The sequence below is a fragment of the Cryobacterium sp. PAMC25264 genome (assembly GCF_019443325.1).
Taxonomy (GTDB): domain Bacteria; phylum Actinomycetota; class Actinomycetes; order Actinomycetales; family Microbacteriaceae; genus Cryobacterium.
Genome location: NZ_CP080383.1, coordinates 2343343 through 2360381 on the forward strand (window position 1 = coordinate 2343343; position 17039 = coordinate 2360381).

A 17039-nucleotide genomic window follows, 5' to 3' on the forward strand; every position below is an offset into this window, starting at 1 on the left:
TTAATCAGAGCAGCGTAAGGGTGAGTAGGTCGCCGTCGGGAACCTGGATGTCGTCGGGTCGAACAGTGCGTCGGGGTGCCCGCTCGGTTGTGGCCGTGACCCGGTCGATGCGGTCGAGCTTGAAGACGCGGATGCCCGTACGCAGCCGGCACCAGCCGAGCAGGTACCAGCCGGTGGTGGAGCCGACGTAACCGAGCGGCTCGACATCCCGCACGGTGCTGGCGCCCGAGCGGTCGGTGTAGCGCAGCCGGAGCACGTGGCGCGCCGTCACCGCCTGGGTGAGCACCGCCGGGATCGTCGGCGAGTCGGCGCTGGCACCGACGAAGTGGATCCGGCTCGCCAGCTCGGTCGCCGCGTGTGCGTCGGTCTCCCCCATGGCCACCAGCAGCTTGCGCAGGGCAGTGCTGCCCGCCAGGTGGAATGGTGTGCCCGACATACCCCGCAGCGCAATCGCGACGGCAACGGCTTCGTCGGGGCTGAAGTTCACCGGCGGTAGGGTCATCGCCGCGTCGAGGCAGTAGCCGCCGGTTCGCCCCGGCTCCGCCCACACCGGCACCCCGGTCTGCTGGAGTGCGCTGATATCCCGCTCGACGGTGCGGGTGCTCACCTCGAACCGGTTGGCCAGCCAGGTGGCGCTGCGGGGTCGCGGGGCGATCGCGCGCAGTTCTTCCACGATGCCGTACAGCCGGTCGGTGCGATTCATTTGGTTCGACCATACGGGTATTGCGGGTGGCGACGGATGATTGCACGGCGGTATCGGCCGTTCACAGGGTCGCTGGTCGGGCACGTCGCGTTGCCACAGCGTCCTGACTACGGCGCAGGGCGGCGGCCACTCCCCCGACAAAAGCGGTACCACGATGCCCGCGCAGCACTGACGGAGGAACCTGTTTTCGGCAGGGAAGAAGCTGCTGCAAATTCTGATCCGAGGAGTGATTTGTTAAGCAACTGAACGCGAGTAGTTTTGAGGCGTGGCTGAACGGTTCGGCTGCGTGCCTGGGGGGAGGACGTTGCGATGGGCCCGGTCGCTGCTGACGACGCAAAAGAGACTCTCGAAACGATCGACGGACTTCTTCATCTGCGCTGGCGGCCTGGAGTTCACATTCAGGTCGAAGATGCCCAAGTCGCGATGGCGAAAGTCAACGACGCGTGCGGGAACGAACGCCGGGGCATGCTCGTCGATATGGCAGCGGTCGGTTCGGTGAGCCGAGAGGCCAGGTCCGTGTGGTCCATTCCCTGCAGCGCCTCACGGATTGCGCTCTTGGGCAAATCACCCGTTGACCGAGTTTTGGCGAACTTTTTTCTCGGAGTGCACGTGCCGCCGTGTCCGACCAAGTTCTTCACATCGCGCAGCGAAGCCATGAAATGGCTCACCGCCGGTGCCTGAGCATCCCGAAGCGCTGCGCAGATTGCACCTTTGAGTGATATGAGCTCAGGAAACGGCACCAATGACCCTCGTCTCCAGCAGTTGGTAGACGGTATCGTCCGGTTGGCTGCGGGCGACTTGGACGCACGCGTGGAACCGTCGGACTTGAGGGATGACATCGACGCTGTGATCACCGGCGTCAACCTCCTGGCCGAGGAACTCAGTTACATCTACTCGGATCTGGAACAGCGGGTTTCTGACCGTACCGCCATGCTGCGGCGAACTCAGGCCGAGCTGGAACAGATGGCCAAGTCTGATGACCTCACGGGACTTGCGAACAGGACCCTGCTCAACGAGCGAATCCACGAGGCGATCCAGGCCAGCACGGACAGTGGGAGACCTCCGGCTGTGCTGGTGCTGGACGTGGATTCTTTCAAGGCCGTGAATGACGCTCTGGGCCACGAGGCCGGTGACGCCGTGCTGATCGAGGTTGCCCGACGCCTCCAACGCGCCGTACGGCCCGTCGATACCGTGGCGCGTTTGGGCGGGGATGAGTTTGCCATCCTCGTCACAGACGCCACGGAAGAGGAGGTCTTGACTATCGCGAACCGGGTGTCGGCTGAGCTTCAGGACAGCGTGCGGGTCGGAACCGAAACCGTCTGGGCGATGGCCAGCATCGGGGTGCGCATCGGCACGCCGGGCCATCCAACCGAGTCGCTGATTCGGGATGCGGACATTGCCATGTATCAGGCGAAGGCGCGGGGCCGCAACAACGTCCAGCTGTTCCACCCCGACATGCTCGACAGCGTTCGGGAACGCTCCCGCATCACGGCCGAACTTCGTAACGCCGTTACCGGCGGCGAGCTGGCACTGCGTTACCAGCCGGTGGTCGAATTGGCCTCAGGAACAGTCATCGGTTTCGAAGCCCTCGTTCGGTGGCAGCATCCGGTGCGCGGACTCATCATGCCGGACAGCTTCATTCCCATCGCGGAAGAAACCGGTCTGATCCTGGAATTGGGACGTTGGGTGCTTCATGAAGGCGTCGCCCAGTTGAGGCGCTGGAGCGAAACCGAGCCTGAACTGACTGACTTCTGCCTACACATCAATCTTTCCGCCGCCGAACTGCTTCGCAGCGACCTGCTGGAAGATGTCAAAGAGACGCTCGCGTCGAATCATGTGGCTCCGCCGCGATTGGTTCTAGAGATCACCGAGACCGTCTTGATGTCGAAGGGAACGGCGGAAGAACAAGTCTTGGGCCAGCTGCGAGATCTCGGGGTGGGGCTGCAAATCGATGACTTCGGCACCGGCTATTCGTCCATTAGCTATCTCCGAACGCTTCCAGCAGACACGGTCAAAGTCGACCGTTCCCTGATTCAGGACATGGCATCGGACCCTCAGCAGCAAAAATTCGTTGCTGCCATTCTCCAACTGATTTACTCGGCGGGCCTGAAGGCGATCGTGGAAGGCATTGAGACCGCCGAACAGGCGGTTCTCCTGCAGACCATGGGCTGCCTGTACGGACAAGGCTATTTCTATGACCGCCCGCTACCGCCCGAGACGGTTCTGGGACGGCTCAGGAGTCTCGCGCACCGTCAGTAGAGTGAGAGCATGTCAGAGCTGTGGGAGCGGATGCTACTTGTCCCGTCGGTCGTGCGCCTCACCTCCCGGGCACCGAAGGACCCATCAGCCGCGTGGGACGGCTACTGGCGCGGAATTCACACCACCGGCCGTTCGGGCGACGTGCTGTGGGACTCCGGCTCCCAGACCGAGCACGAGCAGTACACCGACGCCCTTAAGAGCAATTTCGATCCGGCTCTTCCCGTCATCGACGTGGGGTGTGGCAATGGAACCCATACCCGCTGGCTTGCTGGTCTGTTCCCGAGGGCTATCGGCATTGATGTATCCATCGGCGCCATCGAGCTAGCTCGACGGGAAGCCACAGATCTTCCTAACGTTGAGTTCCTGGCCATGGATGCAACGGAAACAGGCGTTGGAAAGCACCTGCTGGAGTTAGTAGGGCCTGCCAACGTTTTTGTGCGCGGAGTTTTCCACGTGCTGAAACCAGACCAGCAAACCAGCATGGCTGCCAACCTACGCACCGTTGTCGGAAACACCGGCCGAGTGTTTCTTGCCGAAACCAACTTTCCCGGAAGCAGTCTTGCCTACCTGCAACAGCTGGGCGCCACGCGGCGACGCATGCCACGGCAGTTGCAAAGGGCCCTGGAGAACCTGCCCCGGCCCGGCCATTTTGGTACGCAGGAACGGCAGAGTACCTTCCCTGACTCGGACTGGCAGTTGATCGCCGACGGGCCGGCACAGATCGAAGTGACTCCCATGAACGCCAGCGGCCGATCGCAGTATGTTCCGGGATATTTCGCTCTACTGGCCGGCGCGTAGGTCGGGTTAGGCGTCGCAGGCGACGGTGACCGCGGATGTGCCCACGTCGATGACGATGAGGCAGACGCCTGGCTGGCGAGCAAGAGGCCGGCCCGGTCAGACCGCAATTCGCGGCAGTGACAGCGCGGGGCACCTAGAGTGAACAACATGGGGCGGAAACGGGGACTTCGCTGGGTTGGCGTGGTCGGGATTCCGCTCGCCACGCTGTTGGGCGGATGCACGATGACCTCGAATCCGGCTCCGTCACCAACGGTCGCCGCTTCCGGCTCTCCGACCGCTTCCGGAGGCGTCGAATCCTCTGAGCATGGCCACCAGCAGCTTGCGGAGGGCCATGCTGCCCGTTTGGTGGAATGGCGTGCCCGACAAACCACGCAGCGCAATCGCGACGGCAACGGCTTCGTCGGGGCTGAAGTTCACCGGCGGTAGGGTCATCGCCGCGTCGAGGCAGTAGCCGCCGGTTCGCCCCGGCTCCGCCCACACCGGCACCCCGGTCTGCTGAGTGCGCTGATATCCCGTTCGACGGTGCGGGTGCTCACCTCGAACCGGTGGGCCAGCCAGGTGGCGCTGCGGGGCCGCGGGGCGATCGCGCGCAGTTCTTCCACGATCGCGTAGATCCGGTCGGTGCGATTCATGTGGTTCGACCATACGGGTAGTGCGGGTGGCGACGGATGACTGCACGCCGGGATCGACCGCCGACACCTCCGCCCGGTGGCACGCCGAACTCGCCGAGGTGGTTGAGCGGGTCGTGGCTGTCGGGACAGGAAGGACCATGGGGCACTCGTCTCCGAGTTGCTCAGGCCGTGAAGGGTAGTTGTCGAAGCGCGGCAGAACCGTGATCGAACACGGCTGATTGGCGTGCACCGAACCGATGACGCGATCCTGAGCACACCCCGCCCTGAGGGATGTGGCCGCCAGTTCACCCCCCGTCATCGAGAGCGACGACGAACCGGCATGGCGCCATTCCGAACTGGCCGCAACTGTGTCATGCTCGGCCAGAGGGGTGCCTCGCCGGCAGCCCCGGCTAACGCAATGCAATGGGGGAAGAACGTGCGTAAAAATTCAATGCTGAAGCTCGGAGCCAGCCTCGTCGCCGTGTCGGTGTTCCTCGGTGGTGCGGGACCCGCCACCGCGGCCCCCGCCGAGGTAACACCGCCTGAACCGGCAGCGACTGCACCGGCAACGACTGCACCGGCAGCACCCGAGGCACCCGAGGCACCCGAGGCACCCGAACCGCTCTACAAGATCGCCTACGAATCGACGATTTACGAGTTCATCCTCGGCGAGAACGGCCGCCGCGAGGCGGTGCCGTTGAGCTACGAGAAGTGGCGAGACGTCTACAAGTTCCAGACCCCGGCCGACTCGCTGACGGACTTCGTGAAGTATCCATGGTCACCCACCGTGTACGCGGTCACGTTCTGGCCCGGCGGCGAAAGCTACTGGATGTGGGACCGGCTCCTCTTCGACCAGTGGGTCACCGCCGGCAAGCCCACTCCGCGTAACGCCGGCTGGATCGCGGACAGCTACTTCTACAAGTGGGGCACCTCCGACGAGCTCTTCGTCGAAGGTCCCGACGGAGTGAACCACAAGCTCACCTATGCGGAGTGGGCGGAATCCGGTCTTCGCGCTTTCGCGGTACGTGGCAACGAGGGGTATCTCAAGTTGACCTGGGCGCCCGAGTTGGCGCGCATGTCCGATCTCGGCACAGGCGCCGGCCGCCCAATGGGTTACGACGAATGGCAGGCCGAAGGCTTTCCGACACCGTCCACACTGCGGCGGATACCCGGAGACACGTTCTATTCCTTCCGAGGCGACCCCACCATCTGGTACGCCGGTCCGGGCATGAACCGCCCGGTAACACTGCGGGAATGGCAGGCGGCCGGCTCGCCCGCCCCGACGGTACGCGGCTAGGGCTCCGGGGAGCGTGTGCGACTGAGCAGCTAGTTCTTCGCCGCGGGCCCCGCGAGCCGCACCATTCAGCAGCTACTGCCCTGGCCTGCGCGAGCCGGCCTGGTCGGCGCACTCAGCTGAGCCGGCACCCCTGGGCGCACAGAAACGTCTATCTACCTAACCTTTCCCATCCAAGAGAAACCAGCGCCCCCGCTCCGCACGGGCCCCCAGCGTGAGGTACGGTCAAGATGAAACCGTGAAACGGCGTGGGGAATGGGGAGCAACGGTGAAAGACAAGAGCTCTTCTGCGACCATGCAAGACGTCGCCCGCCTCGCCGGGGTCTCGGTCAAGACCGTCTCCAACGTGCTGTCGGGCTACGAACACGTCAGCACCCGCATGCACGACAAGGTCATGAGCGCCGTCACCGAGCTGAACTACGAGATCAACATCTCGGCCCGCAACCTGCGGTCGGGGCGCACGAAGGTGATCGGGCTCGCCGTGCCGGAGCTCAGCCAGGCGTACTTCGCCGAACTGGCGGATGCCGTGATCCGGGCCGCGAAGGCGCACGACTACACGGTGCTCATCGAGCAGACCAGCAGCGACGACGACGAGATCGCCACGGTCGCCGCGATGCGCCGGCACGCCATCGACGGCCTCATCTTCAGCCCCCTCGCGCTGGGGCCCGGCGACGTCAGCGGCCTGTCCGTGGACTTTCCCGTGGTGGTCTTGGGCGACTGGGTCGAGGGCAGTCCCGCCGACCACATCACGCTGCCCAACACCGCCGCGATCCGCACGGCCACCGACCACCTCCTCGACCTGGGGCGGCGCCGCATCGCCGTGATCGGGGCGCATCCGGAAGGGCCGGTCGGCACCAGTGCCCTGCGATTCACGGGCTATGCGGAGGCGCTCACCGCCCGCGGGCTCGAGGTGGTGCCGGAGCTGGTCGCCGACGTGCCACTGTGGCACCGCTCCGATGGGGCGGCGGCGGTAACCCAGATGCTGGCGGCCGGCACGCGTTTTGATGCCCTGGTCTGCTTCAACGACGCCCTCGCCCTGGGTGCCATGAGCGCCCTGCAGCAGGCGGGCCTGCGCGTGCCAGAAGATGTGGCCGTGGTGGGCTTTGACGACATCGAAGACTCGCGTTTCTCCACCCCCGCCCTCACCACCATCTCCCCCGGCCGCGACGAACTGGCCCGGCTGGCCGTGGATCGCGTGCTGGCGCGCATCAATACCGGCGATGACACGTCCGACTCCGTGCACGTGGAGGTGGGCTACTCGCTCGAGGTGCGTGCATCCACCGCGCCGACGCCCGCACTGGCCACAACCGCGCCGCCCATGCTCGCCCACAACTGAGCCCACCGACCACGCTCTGTCACAACTTGGCTTTTGGTGTTGACAGGGTGCGCACGGTGCCGTACCTTCAAATTTACATCGATGTAAATTGCATCGAAACCCCCTTACAAGAGCTTCCCGACAACGCCGTGGGAAGCAGATAGCAGGTACCCAGTGAAGAAGCTGATGGCCGCCTTTGCGGTCTCCGCCGTCGTCGTCTCCGGTCTCACCGGATGCGCCGCCCCCGCCCCCGCCGCCAGCGACGGGCCCATCGCCCTGACCTTCTGGCACGGCTACACCGAAGCCGACGGCGACGTGCTCAACGGCATCGTCGACGACTTCAACGCCTCGCAGAGCGACGTGGTGGTCACCCCCCAGACCAAGACCTGGGCCGTCATCGACGACACCCTCCTCACCGCGCTCTCCGCCAGCGAAGGCCCCGAGATCGTGGCCATGCCGGCCGAGCGCCTGCCCGTCTACGCGTCAAAGAAGGCCCTGGTCAACCTGGACAACTTCTACGCCGATGACACCAGCAACACTGCTGAGTTGAACACCGAGGCCGTCGCCATGGAAACCGTCGACGGCTCCAAGTACGGCGTTCCCACCGGCTTCGTGCCGCTGTCGGTCTTCTATGACAAAGACAAGCTCGCCGCCGCCGGCATCACGACCTTCCCCACCACCTGGGACGAGTGGGTTGCCGCGGCCAAGGCCACGACAGTCGACGCCGACGGCGACGGCACTCCCGAGCAGTACGGCATGGCGCTGCCCGACCACGGCACCGTCGGCAACGGCGTCTGGGCCAGCCTCTTCGAAGGCGGCGGCGGATCGATCACGAACGACGACGGCACCACGGCCACCGTGGACTCGGCCGCCAACATCGACACCCTCACCTACTGGGCCGACGCGGTGCAGAAGGACAAGATCTCGCCGACCGGCCTGGACGGCATCGACGCCGACGCCCTCTTCACCTCGGGCAAGGCCGTCATGCACATCGGCGGGCCCTGGATGACAGGACTGGCCACCGACGCGGGCATCAACTACGGCATCGCGGCCATCCCGGCCGGCCCCGACGCCCAAGCGGCCTCAGCGATCGGCGTTTCGATGGCCGTCACCGAGCAGGCCTCCGCGGCCGAGCAGGCCGCCGCGGAGAAGTTCCTGGCCTACTTCAACAAGAAGGACGTCGCCACCGCCTGGTCGCTGGGCTCCGGCTGGCCGGCGCTCCGCACGGATGTGACTCCGGAAGACGTGAACTCGAACGCCACCGTCGCCGCTCTCACGGAGTTCTCCGACACCAGCCGGGCACTCCTGCCCGGCGTCGTCAACAGCACCGATGTGCTGACCGCCGTGGACGAAGCCACCCAGAAGGCCCTCGCCGGCGGCGACCCCGCCGACCTCCTCACGGCCGCCCAGGCAGCCGTGCAGCAGGCGCTCGACAACTAAGCGGGAATCCGATGACGACTTCAACTGTGCAACGGCGCCGCCCCTGGCGCCCGCCCGGCCAGCTCGGCGGCCGGCGACCGCTCAACGACGGCTTCCGCCGCCGGGCCGTCGTCGTCGGATTCCTGGCCCCGGCCCTGATCATCCTCACGGCCTTCGTCGGCTGGCCGATGCTCTCGGCCCTCCGGCTCTCGTTCACCGACGCCAGCGGCTTCGGGCAGGAAACCTGGGTGGGCCTGGCCAACTACGCGCGGGTCTTCACCGATTCGAGCATCCTGCAGTCGATCGGCAACACCGCGTTGTACGCCGTGATGTTCACACCGATGGCCCTGGTGGTGGCACTGGTGCTGGCCCTCGCGATCAACAGCCCGCAGCTGCCGTTCCGCGGGTTCTTTCGCACCACCTTGTTCTTGCCGTTCATCGTGTCGTTGGCTGTGGCTGCGTTCGCCTGGTCGTACCTGCTCGACCCGCAGATCGGCCTGCTGAACTACTGGCTGCAGGCCGTCGGCATCCGCATCGGCAACGTTCTGGAAGACCCGGCGCTGGCCATGCCCACCGTGGTGCTCGTGGCCGTGTGGAAGAGCTTCGGTTTCTACATGGTGATCTTCCTGGCCGGCCTGCAAGACATCCCCAAGAGCCTGTACGAAGCGGCGGCGCTCGACGGCGCGAACGGATGGCGTCGGTTCACGAATGTGACCTTCCCGATGCTCAGCAACACCATGGCGTTCGTGGTGGTGATCGCCTTGATTGCGGCGCTGCAGGCCTTCGACCAGATCTACGTACTCACCGGCGGCGGCCCGTACCGCAGCACCCAAACCATCGTGATGGAGATCTATCAGTCCGGGTTCAAGGACCTCGAACTCGGGTTCGCCTCCGCGCTGTCGTACGTGTTGCTGGTGGCCACGCTGCTGCTCAGTCTCGTGCAGTTCCTGTTCTTCGGTCGGCGTGGAGAGGACACCAGCTCATGACCAGCACCCTCAGCCGCCCGGCACCCCCCGCCCCGGCATCCGCCCCACGCACGGTACGCCGGCGCCCTCCACGGGTCAGCCTCACCCGGGCGCTCTACTTCGTCGGGTTCCTCGTCGTGACCCTGGCCATCATGCTGCCCGTGATCATCATCGTGTTGACGGCGTTCAAACCGGCCTCCGAGGTCAACGCCTACCCGCCCACGCTCGCACCCACGGTGTGGACGCTCGACAACTTTCGGGCGATCTTCTCCGAGCTGCCCTTCGCGCGGCTGATCGGCAACAGCTTCGTGTTCGCCGGCGGGGTCACCCTGTTCGCCCTGGTCTTCGACTCCCTCGCCGCCTACGCGCTGGCCCGCCTCGATTTTCGCGGCAGCAAGGTGCTCCTGATCGTCATCATCGCCAGCCTGATGATCCCGTTCCAGGCGACGCTGATCCCGATCTACCAGCTGGTCTCCGACCTGGGCTGGGTGAACACCTTCGCCGGGCTGATCCTGCCTCGTGCGGCGGATGCGTTCGGCATCTTCTTCCTGCGGCAGTTCTTCCTCTCGCTCCCCCGCGACCTCGACAACGCGGCCCGCATCGACGGGGCCTCCGAGTTCCGGGTGTTTCGGAGCGTGGTGCTGCCCAACGCCATCCCGGCGCTGATGACCCTGGGCATCTTCACCTTCGTCAACAACTGGAACGACCTGCTCTGGCCGCTGGTGTTCACCACCGAGACCGACCACGGCACGATCACGTCGGGCCTGACCCTTCTGACCGGCCCCGGCGGCATCATCCCGCAGGGCGTGATGATGGCCGGCGCCCTCATCGCCGTGCTGCCGCTGGCGATCCTCTTCCTCCTGGTGCAGCGGCGCTTCATCGAAAGCGTCGCCAGCAGCGGCCTGAAATAGTTCACGCCGCCATCCCATCACTTCTCTTCTCACTGAATCGAGCACCATGACCTGGTTTGACGACGGCAGACTGCACTTCGCAGTCGGCATCGAGGACACCTTCGTTCCGCAGTCCCGCCCCGGCGAGCGCGCCATCGACGAATACGAACTCACCGAGCACTACGCGCAGTACGCCGGCGATCTGCAGCTGGCCACCGAGGTGGGCGCCGAGATGGTGCGCTGGGGCGTGCCGTGGCATCGGGTGGCCGCCGACCGGGGCCGCTGGGACTGGTCGTGGGTGGATGGCGTGATGGCCCGCTTCAGCGAACTGGGCCTCCGGCCCGTGGTCGACCTGCTGCACTACGGCACGCCGCTCTGGCTCGATGGCCAGTTCTCACACCCCGACTACCCCGACCACGTCACCGAGTACGCCCAGCGCTTCGCGGAACGCTACGGCGACGTGGCCACCGACTACACCCCGGTGAACGAACCCGTCATCCACGCCCTGTTCTCGGGCGAGTACGCCTACTGGCCGCCGTACCTCTCGGGCCCCACCGGCATGGTGTCGATCGCGACCGCCCTCGCCGAGGGGTTCGTGAAGACCCAACGGGCCATCGCCTCGGTGCTCGGCGACCGGGCGACCTTTGTGCACGTGGATGCGGGCATCCGCTACTCCGGCGACCTGGACGCCCCCGAGCACGCCGACACCGTGGCCCGGCTGCGACACCAGGGGTTTCTCGTGGAAGACCTGGTAACCGGCGCGGTCGGGCCGGGGCATCCGCTGCTCGGCCAGCTCGAGCGCGGAGGCGCCGACGACACCCTGCTCGACTGGTTCCGGGCCAACCCGGTACGGCCCGACGTGATGGGGGTCAACTACTACCCGCTGCACTCCACCGAGGTCTTCGAGGCGGGCATCCACCACAGCGGCGGGTTCGCCGACCCGCGCCCCTACGAAGACACCGGCACCGAGGGACTCAAAGAGGTGCTCACCACCTGGGCCGACCGCTACGGCGCACCGGTCATGCTCACCGAGACCAGCGTCACCGGGTCGGTGGACGAGAGGCGCCGCTGGTTGGACGCCTCCGTGGGCGCGCTGCACGAGCTCAAGGCCGACGGCGTCAACGTTGTCGGTTACACCTGGTGGCCGTTGTTCGACATGTACGAATGGACCTGGCGGCACACCGAGGCTCCCCGCGCCGATCATCTGTTGACGATGGGGCTGCATGACCTGGTCGAAACGCCGTCGGGGCAGCTCGCCCGCCGACGCAATCCGGTGGCCGATTCGTTCCAGCGACACGCGACCGAAGCCCGGCTCGTGGCCGCCGGTTCGTCGATGGATGCGGCCGACGTCGTCGCCTGACACTCCTCCTCTTTCACTCCCCTCTATTCATTGCCCTGACGAAACGGATCTGCGATGCCGCACGCCCATTTGACCCTGAACCCGCGCACCTCCATCGGCGCCATCGACCGGCGTTTGTTCGGTTCGTTCATCGAACACCTCGGCCGCGCCGTCTACGACGGCATCTACGAACCGGGCCACCCCACCGCGGATGAAAACGGGTTTCGCACCGACGTCATCGAGCTGGTGCGGGAGCTCGGCGTCTCCACCATCCGCTACCCCGGCGGCAACTTCGTGTCGGGGTTCCGCTGGGAAGACAGCGTCGGCCCGGTGGAGCAGCGGCCGACCCGGCTCGACCTGGCGTGGCACTCCACCGAGTCGAACGAGGTGGGCCTGCACGAGTTCCAGAGCTGGCTCGACGCCGTGGGCAGTGACCTGATGCTGGCCGTCAACCTGGGCACCCGCGGCACCGCCGAGGCTCTGGACCTGCTGGAGTACGCCAACCTGGCTCGGGGCTCCGCACTAGCCGAGCAGCGGCGGGAGAACGGGCAAGACGCCCCGTTTGATGTGCGGATGTGGTGTCTCGGCAATGAGATGGACGGCCCCTGGCAGATCGGCCACCGCTCGGCGGATGACTACGGCAAGCTCGCCTCGCAGACGGCGAAAGCGATGCACGCCTTCGACCCCGACCTGCAGCTGGTGGTGTGCGGGTCGTCGAGCTCGACAATGCCCACCTTCGGCGAATGGGAGCGGGTGGTGCTCGGGCACACCTACGACGACGTCGACTTCATCTCCTGCCACGCCTACTACGAAGACCTCGGCGACCGGGCCAGCTTCCTGGCCTCCGGCGTGGACATGGACCGCTTCATCGAACAGGTGGTGGCGACCGCCGACCACGTCGGCGCGGTGCGTGGCAGCTCCAAGCGCATCCAGCTCTCCTTCGACGAGTGGAACATCTGGTACAACACCCGCTTCGAGAACGTGGACAAGATCGCCGGCGTCGACAACTGGCCCACGGCACCGCGCCTCCTCGAAGACGTTTACACCGTCACCGACGCCGTGGTCTTCGGCAGCCTGATGATCTCGCTGCTCAAGCACGCCGACCGGGTCACCAGCGCCTCGCTGGCCCAGCTGGTCAATGTGATCGCACCGATCATGACCGAGCCCGGCGGGCCGGCCTGGCGGCAGACCACGTTCTTCCCGTTCGCGGCCACCTCGGCGTCGGCCGTCGGCCGGGCCGTCGACGTGCAACTGGAGAGTCACTCCTACGAGACCGCGCGGTACGGCACGGTGCCCGTGGTCGACGCCGTCGCGGCCTGGAACGACGAGACCGACAGCGGAGCGGTGTACCTCGTGAACAGATCGGAGAACGAGGTCACCGAGGTGACCATCGACCTCACCCACCTCGGCGACGCCGTGTCCGTCAGCGCTCAGACCCTGAGCGACCCGGACCTGAACGCAGCCAACACGCTCACCGACCCCGACCGGGTTCGCCCCACCGCCAACCGGACCGTCGTGCTCTCCGCCGGCATCGCCACGATCACCCTGCCCGCCGTGTCGTGGACCGAGATCCGGGTGAGCACGCTGCCGGGCGAGTAGCGTTCACCAGCTGACCGGCGACCCACCTCGTGGGGGGAGATGAACTGGGTACGGCCTTGCCGAACAGCGACAGCTGCTCGTGCAAGGCCGTACCCGTTACTGCGTCGCGCCCTCAGCCGTTCAGATCGAGCTCCACGCCGACGCCTCGAGCCCGTGCCTCGCGCACCAGCAGGTCGGCGATCGCGAGGTCTTGCGCGCCGATGCCCACCGAGTCGAAGAGGGTGATCTGCTCGGCACTCGTGCGGCCGGGGCGGAGGCCCGCGAGCACCTGGCCGACGGATCCGACCACATCCTGCAGGGTGAGTGCGCCCTCCGCCACGGCCAGCATGAGGTCGCCCGATTTGGTCTCGGCTGTGGCCATGTCGTCGACCCACACCGAAGCCCTGGCCATCGTTGCCGAGTCGACCTCGCGTTCGTCGGGCCGGGGGCGGGCGCCGACGACGTTGAGGTGCTGGCCGGGCCGAAGCCAGTCTCCGCGGATGATCGGGGTGACGGAGGGGGTGAGGGTGCAGATCGCATCCGCCTGGGCGAAGACCGACGCACACTCCTCCACCACCTCGATGGCACCGTCCCATTCGAGAGAGTCGGCGAGGGCCTGCGCGCGCACCGAGGTGCGCGACCAGATGACCAGCCGATTCCAGTCCCGCACTCCCCGCAATGCTTCCACGTGCTCGCGGGCGAGCCCGCCGGCCCCCACCAGGCCAAGCACACGGCTGTCTTCGCGGGCCAGGGCGCGGGTGGCGACAGCGCTGGCCGCGGCGGTGCGCACCCGGGTGGGCACGCCGCCGTGCAGCAGGGCCACCGGGGCGCCATCTTCGCGGTCGAGCACCACGATCATCGAGCGCTGGGTCGGCAGGCCCCGGGCGGAATTGTCGGGCACGTCGGCGAGCAATTTGACCGCGGCGGTACCGGTGGTGTCCGACAGCGCCGCCATGAGAATGTAGCGGCCGGTGGTCGCCTCGGTGGCCATGGAAGTGGGCGGCGGCTGGGTGGCCGCGCCCCGGGCGATGTCGGCGAAGATCTGCGCCACGGCCCGTTCGGTGGCCGGCCGGTCGACCAGGGCTTCGAGCTGGGAGGCGGTGAGCACGATCATGCGGCGGCCGTCAGCTCGAGGCCGTCGGCCACAACCGCGCCGCGGAACAGCACGGTGCGGTCGGGCAGTCGGTCCATCACCGCACTGGTGACGGTCTCGCCGGTGATGAGCTGGAGGTCGGCGGGGTCGCCGACCGAGACTCCGGGCCGGTCGAGGTGCCCCCGCAGGGCCGGGGCGGTACCGAGCACCGAGCGTCCGCCGATGGTGGCCACCGCGACGCAGTGCTCGATGTCTTCGTACCGACGGAAGTTGTTCGTGAACGCCAGCTGCCAGGTGCGGTCGAGCATGTCGGCGTTGCCGTACGGCGACCAGTAGTCGCGCTGGCCGTCCTCGCCGAGTCCCAGCCGGATGCCGTGTTCGGCGAGCAGCAGGGTCGGCAGCGGCGTCGCGGGGGCGATGGTCGCCCAGGCGATGTCGAGTTCGGCGAACTGCTCGAGCAGGGGAACCAGCTGGTCCTGGGGAAGCTCGCCGAGGCCGTAGCCGTGTGAAATGGTGACCCGGCCGGTCATGCCGTGGGCGCGGGTGCGTTCCACGATCAGTTCGGCCGAGAACTTGGCCAGTTGGTCGGGCTCGTGCAGGTGGATGTCGATGGGAGCGTCGAAGCGTTCGGCCAGCGAGAAGACCAGGTCGAGATGCTGTGCGGGGTCACGGTCGAGCAGGCACGGGTCGATGCCCCCGACCACGTCAGCGCCCTGGCGCATGGCCTCTTCGAGCAGTTCGAAGGAGCCCTCCTCGCGCAGCAGACCGGCCTGCGGGAACGCGATCACCTCCACCGTGGCCCGATTGTGGTGCGCCTCCTTGGCCGCGAGCACGCCCTGCAACCGTTCGAGGCCCGCATCCACGTCGACCTGGGCGTAGCTGCGCACGCTGGTGGTGCCGTGCGCGATCATGCGGGCCAGGGTCTCGGTGGTGCGCTCGGAGATCGAGGTCTCGGCGCCGCGCCAGTTGGCCCGGTCGTTGAGCATCATGCCCCAGACGCCCGGCGCACCCGTGTGTTCGCGGAATGGCAAGCCGATGCGGGTGGAGTCGAGGTGCACGTGCACGTCGGCGAAGGACGGGAGCAGGATGCGGCCCCGGCCCTCGATCAGCGTCTCTCCGGTCTGCGGAGCGGTGCCGGGTGGGAGGACCTCGGCGATGACTCCGTCGACCAGTCGGATGTCGGCCGCGGCGCCGCCCCAGGGGCGGGCGTCGGTGATCAGCGCGCGACTCACTTGAAGCTCGTCTGGGTGAAGTCGAACAGGCCGTCGGCGCGGGGCGTCCAGTTGAGGTCGGGGTCGGCGGCATAGTTGTTCATCGGCACGTAGAGCGGCACGTAGTAGCCCTGCTCGTTGCTGTAGCTGAGCAGTTCAGAGAACACGTCGAGACGGCTGGCGCCCTCCACGCCGCGCTGCTCGGCGGCCAGTTCAGCGGTGCGGGGGTCCTGCGCGTAGTTGTTGTTGCCGGCCGGCTCGTACAGGTCAGTGAGCGGCAGGTCGCCGTCCACGGTGGAGGGCGCCCAGGTGTTCAGGTAGATCCCCTGCATCTCCCGGCCGCGCACCTTGAGGGTGTGTGACTGCTGGTCGGCGCCGCGCAGGTCGATCGTGAAGCCAACATCCTCGAGCGAGGCCTGAATGGTCTGGGCCACATCGGCCGAGAGCGGGATACGACCGTCGGTCGCGTAGTCGAACGGAATCGGCTCCCCGGCGTACCCGGCCTCGGCGAGCAGTTCGCGGGCCCGGTCGGGGTCGTAGCCGGAGTCCGTCACCTCGTCACTGTAGCCCTCAACGGCGGGGGCGAGGGTCGTGCTGGCGGGCTCGGCGAGCCCGGAGAGCAGGCCGTCGGTGATGGCCTCCTTGTCGATGGCGAGACCAATGGCTTCGCGGATGCGCACATCCGTCAGCACACCGCTGGTGGAGTTGACGCCAAGGAAGACGACACCGTTGGAGAGTGCGGAGAACACCTGGGCGGAGTCCTGGCTCTCCACCGACTCCACCTGGGTCGGGCCGATGGGAGCCACGTCGAGGCTGCCGGAGAGCACGCCGTTGACCCGGGACTCGTCGGAAGAAACCGGCTGCAGAGAGATCGACTCGATGGCCGGTGCCTTTCCCCAGTAGTCGTCGTTGCGCACGAGGTCGTAGGAGACGCCGGTCTGGATCTTGTCGAAAACGTAGGGGCCCGAGCCGATCGGGGCCTGCGCGAAAGCGTCGGCTCCCATCTCCTGGTAGGTGTCGGCGGGCACGATCGAGATCAACGAGGTGTTGCGGGGAAAGGCCGAGAACGGCGAGTTGAGGGTGAAGCGCACCGTGAGGTCGTCGACGGCTTCGACCGAGGCGACCGAGCTGAGGTAGGCGAAGTTCTCACCGGTGGGGTCGGCGAGGATGGTTTGGTAGGAGAAGGCCACATCCTCGGCAGTGATGGCCTCACCGTTACTGGCGGTGACGCCCTCCTGCAGGGTGAAGTCCCACTGGGTGAGGTCGTCGTTGGGGGTCCACTCGGTGGCGAGTTTGGGGGCGAGCTCACCGTCGGCGGTGATCGTGACGAGCTGGTCGAAGGTGTGGAAGAACACCGACAGCACCACCAGGGCGCCGGACTTGATCGGGTCCATCGAGGTGGGGTCGGTGGGGATGGCGGCGACGATGCGCGTCGGGGTGTCGCCCGAGCCGGCGTCGCCGCTGTCGTCGAACCCGCCGGCGCACCCGGAGAGCATCAGGGTTCCGGTGGCGGCGAGCGCGCCGATGCTGAGCATCCGGCGGCGGAAGGTGGATGTGGGCATGG

General features: G+C 66.8%; 16 protein-coding genes. 10 read left to right on the forward strand and 6 right to left on the reverse strand.

What is annotated here, in order from left to right:
- Positions 1–4 precede the first annotated feature (4 nt).
- On the reverse strand, positions 5–703 hold the full coding sequence (locus KY500_RS10815; RefSeq protein WP_219900578.1) for a YafY family protein: 699 nt from the start codon (positions 701–703) through the stop codon (positions 5–7).
- 309 nt (positions 704–1012) lie between these two features.
- Between KY500_RS10815 and KY500_RS10820 the strand changes: the two genes are divergently transcribed.
- From KY500_RS10820 to KY500_RS10830, 3 genes are read left to right on the forward strand one after another with little or no spacing between them, the layout of a single operon-like run.
- A complete protein-coding gene (locus KY500_RS10820; protein ID WP_219900579.1) occupies positions 1013–1384 on the forward strand; it encodes an STAS/SEC14 domain-containing protein in 372 nt (123 codons plus the stop codon).
- 39 nt (positions 1385–1423) lie between these two features.
- The gene (locus KY500_RS10825) at positions 1424–2962 is read left to right on the forward strand and encodes an EAL domain-containing protein (protein ID WP_219903406.1); all 1539 of its coding nucleotides are present in this window, start codon (positions 1424–1426) and stop codon (positions 2960–2962) included.
- A 9-nt stretch (positions 2963–2971) separates the two neighbouring features.
- Complete coding sequence (locus tag KY500_RS10830; protein WP_219900580.1) at positions 2972–3760, forward strand: class I SAM-dependent methyltransferase; 789 nt, start codon at positions 2972–2974, stop codon at positions 3758–3760.
- A 243-nt stretch (positions 3761–4003) separates the two neighbouring features.
- Here KY500_RS10830 and KY500_RS19795 read toward each other — a convergent pair whose 3' ends face one another.
- Entirely contained in the window at positions 4004–4177 is a 174-nt protein-coding gene (locus tag KY500_RS19795; RefSeq protein ID WP_255579187.1) for a hypothetical protein, read from the reverse strand.
- An 11-nt stretch (positions 4178–4188) separates the two neighbouring features.
- Positions 4189–4392 (reverse strand): HTH domain-containing protein, encoded by a 204-nt coding sequence (locus tag KY500_RS19310; RefSeq protein WP_255579189.1) that lies wholly within the window; start codon positions 4390–4392, stop codon positions 4189–4191.
- Between the two features lie 430 nt (positions 4393–4822).
- On the opposite strand from KY500_RS19310, the gene KY500_RS10840 reads away from it, so the two are divergent.
- The 7 genes from KY500_RS10840 (at position 4823) to KY500_RS10870 (ending at position 13192) form a co-directional block, all read left to right on the forward strand.
- Positions 4823–5668 (forward strand): hypothetical protein, encoded by an 846-nt coding sequence (locus KY500_RS10840; RefSeq protein WP_219900581.1) that lies wholly within the window; start codon positions 4823–4825, stop codon positions 5666–5668.
- Positions 5669–5933: 265 nt separating this feature from the next.
- A complete protein-coding gene (locus tag KY500_RS10845) occupies positions 5934–7001 on the forward strand; it encodes a LacI family DNA-binding transcriptional regulator (RefSeq protein WP_255579191.1) in 1068 nt (355 codons plus the stop codon).
- A gap of 153 nt (positions 7002–7154) precedes the next feature.
- Entirely contained in the window at positions 7155–8420 is a 1266-nt protein-coding gene (locus KY500_RS10850) for an ABC transporter substrate-binding protein (RefSeq protein ID WP_219900582.1), read from the forward strand.
- Positions 8421–8431: 11 nt separating this feature from the next.
- Positions 8432–9385 carry a carbohydrate ABC transporter permease gene (locus KY500_RS10855; protein ID WP_219900583.1) on the forward strand — a complete coding sequence of 318 codons (954 nt, stop codon included), beginning with the start codon at positions 8432–8434 and terminating at the stop codon, positions 9383–9385.
- On the forward strand, positions 9382–10275 hold the full coding sequence (locus tag KY500_RS10860; protein WP_219900584.1) for a carbohydrate ABC transporter permease: 894 nt from the start codon (positions 9382–9384) through the stop codon (positions 10273–10275). Before KY500_RS10855 ends, KY500_RS10860 begins: the two co-directional genes overlap by 4 nt.
- A 46-nt stretch (positions 10276–10321) precedes the next feature.
- The gene (locus KY500_RS10865) at positions 10322–11614 is read left to right on the forward strand and encodes a family 1 glycosylhydrolase (protein WP_219900585.1); all 1293 of its coding nucleotides are present in this window, start codon (positions 10322–10324) and stop codon (positions 11612–11614) included.
- A 54-nt stretch (positions 11615–11668) separates the two neighbouring features.
- Positions 11669–13192 (forward strand): alpha-N-arabinofuranosidase, encoded by a 1524-nt coding sequence (locus KY500_RS10870; protein WP_219900586.1) that lies wholly within the window; start codon positions 11669–11671, stop codon positions 13190–13192.
- 112 nt (positions 13193–13304) lie between these two features.
- Here KY500_RS10870 and KY500_RS10875 read toward each other — a convergent pair whose 3' ends face one another.
- The 3 genes from KY500_RS10875 to KY500_RS10885 are packed head-to-tail and all read right to left on the reverse strand — an operon-like array spanning position 13305 to position 17037.
- The gene (locus KY500_RS10875; protein WP_219900587.1) at positions 13305–14285 is read right to left on the reverse strand and encodes an ornithine cyclodeaminase family protein; all 981 of its coding nucleotides are present in this window, start codon (positions 14283–14285) and stop codon (positions 13305–13307) included.
- Positions 14282–15496, reverse strand: coding sequence for an amidohydrolase family protein (locus KY500_RS10880; RefSeq protein ID WP_255579192.1), 1215 nt, complete (start codon positions 15494–15496; stop codon positions 14282–14284). Before KY500_RS10880 ends, KY500_RS10875 begins: the two co-directional genes overlap by 4 nt.
- A complete protein-coding gene (locus KY500_RS10885) occupies positions 15493–17037 on the reverse strand; it encodes an ABC transporter substrate-binding protein (RefSeq protein ID WP_219900588.1) in 1545 nt (514 codons plus the stop codon). The genes KY500_RS10880 and KY500_RS10885 overlap by 4 nt, the downstream gene beginning before the upstream one ends.
- Positions 17038–17039 lie beyond the last annotated feature (2 nt).

Bases quoted from the DNA above. Each gene is read 5' to 3' on its own strand.
- KY500_RS10840 (WP_219900581.1), top strand. From the start codon at position 4,823: ATGCTGAAGCTCGGAGCCAGCCTCGTCGCCGTGTCGGTGTTCCTCGGT.
- KY500_RS10860 (WP_219900584.1), top strand. From the start codon at position 9,382: ATGACCAGCACCCTCAGCCGCCCGGCACCCCCCGCCCCGGCATCCGCC.
- KY500_RS10825 (WP_219903406.1), top strand. From the start codon at position 1,424: ATGAGCTCAGGAAACGGCACCAATGACCCTCGTCTCCAGCAGTTGGTA.
- KY500_RS10865 (WP_219900585.1), top strand. From the start codon at position 10,322: ATGACCTGGTTTGACGACGGCAGACTGCACTTCGCAGTCGGCATCGAG.
- KY500_RS10815 (WP_219900578.1), bottom strand. From the start codon at position 703: ATGAATCGCACCGACCGGCTGTACGGCATCGTGGAAGAACTGCGCGCG.
- KY500_RS10870 (WP_219900586.1), top strand. From the start codon at position 11,669: ATGCCGCACGCCCATTTGACCCTGAACCCGCGCACCTCCATCGGCGCC.
- KY500_RS19310 (WP_255579189.1), bottom strand. From the start codon at position 4,392: ATGAATCGCACCGACCGGATCTACGCGATCGTGGAAGAACTGCGCGCG.
- KY500_RS10820 (WP_219900579.1), top strand. From the start codon at position 1,013: ATGGGCCCGGTCGCTGCTGACGACGCAAAAGAGACTCTCGAAACGATC.
- KY500_RS10875 (WP_219900587.1), bottom strand. From the start codon at position 14,285: ATGATCGTGCTCACCGCCTCCCAGCTCGAAGCCCTGGTCGACCGGCCG.
- KY500_RS10830 (WP_219900580.1), top strand. From the start codon at position 2,972: ATGTCAGAGCTGTGGGAGCGGATGCTACTTGTCCCGTCGGTCGTGCGC.
- KY500_RS10855 (WP_219900583.1), top strand. From the start codon at position 8,432: ATGACGACTTCAACTGTGCAACGGCGCCGCCCCTGGCGCCCGCCCGGC.
- KY500_RS10885 (WP_219900588.1), bottom strand. From the start codon at position 17,037: ATGCCCACATCCACCTTCCGCCGCCGGATGCTCAGCATCGGCGCGCTC.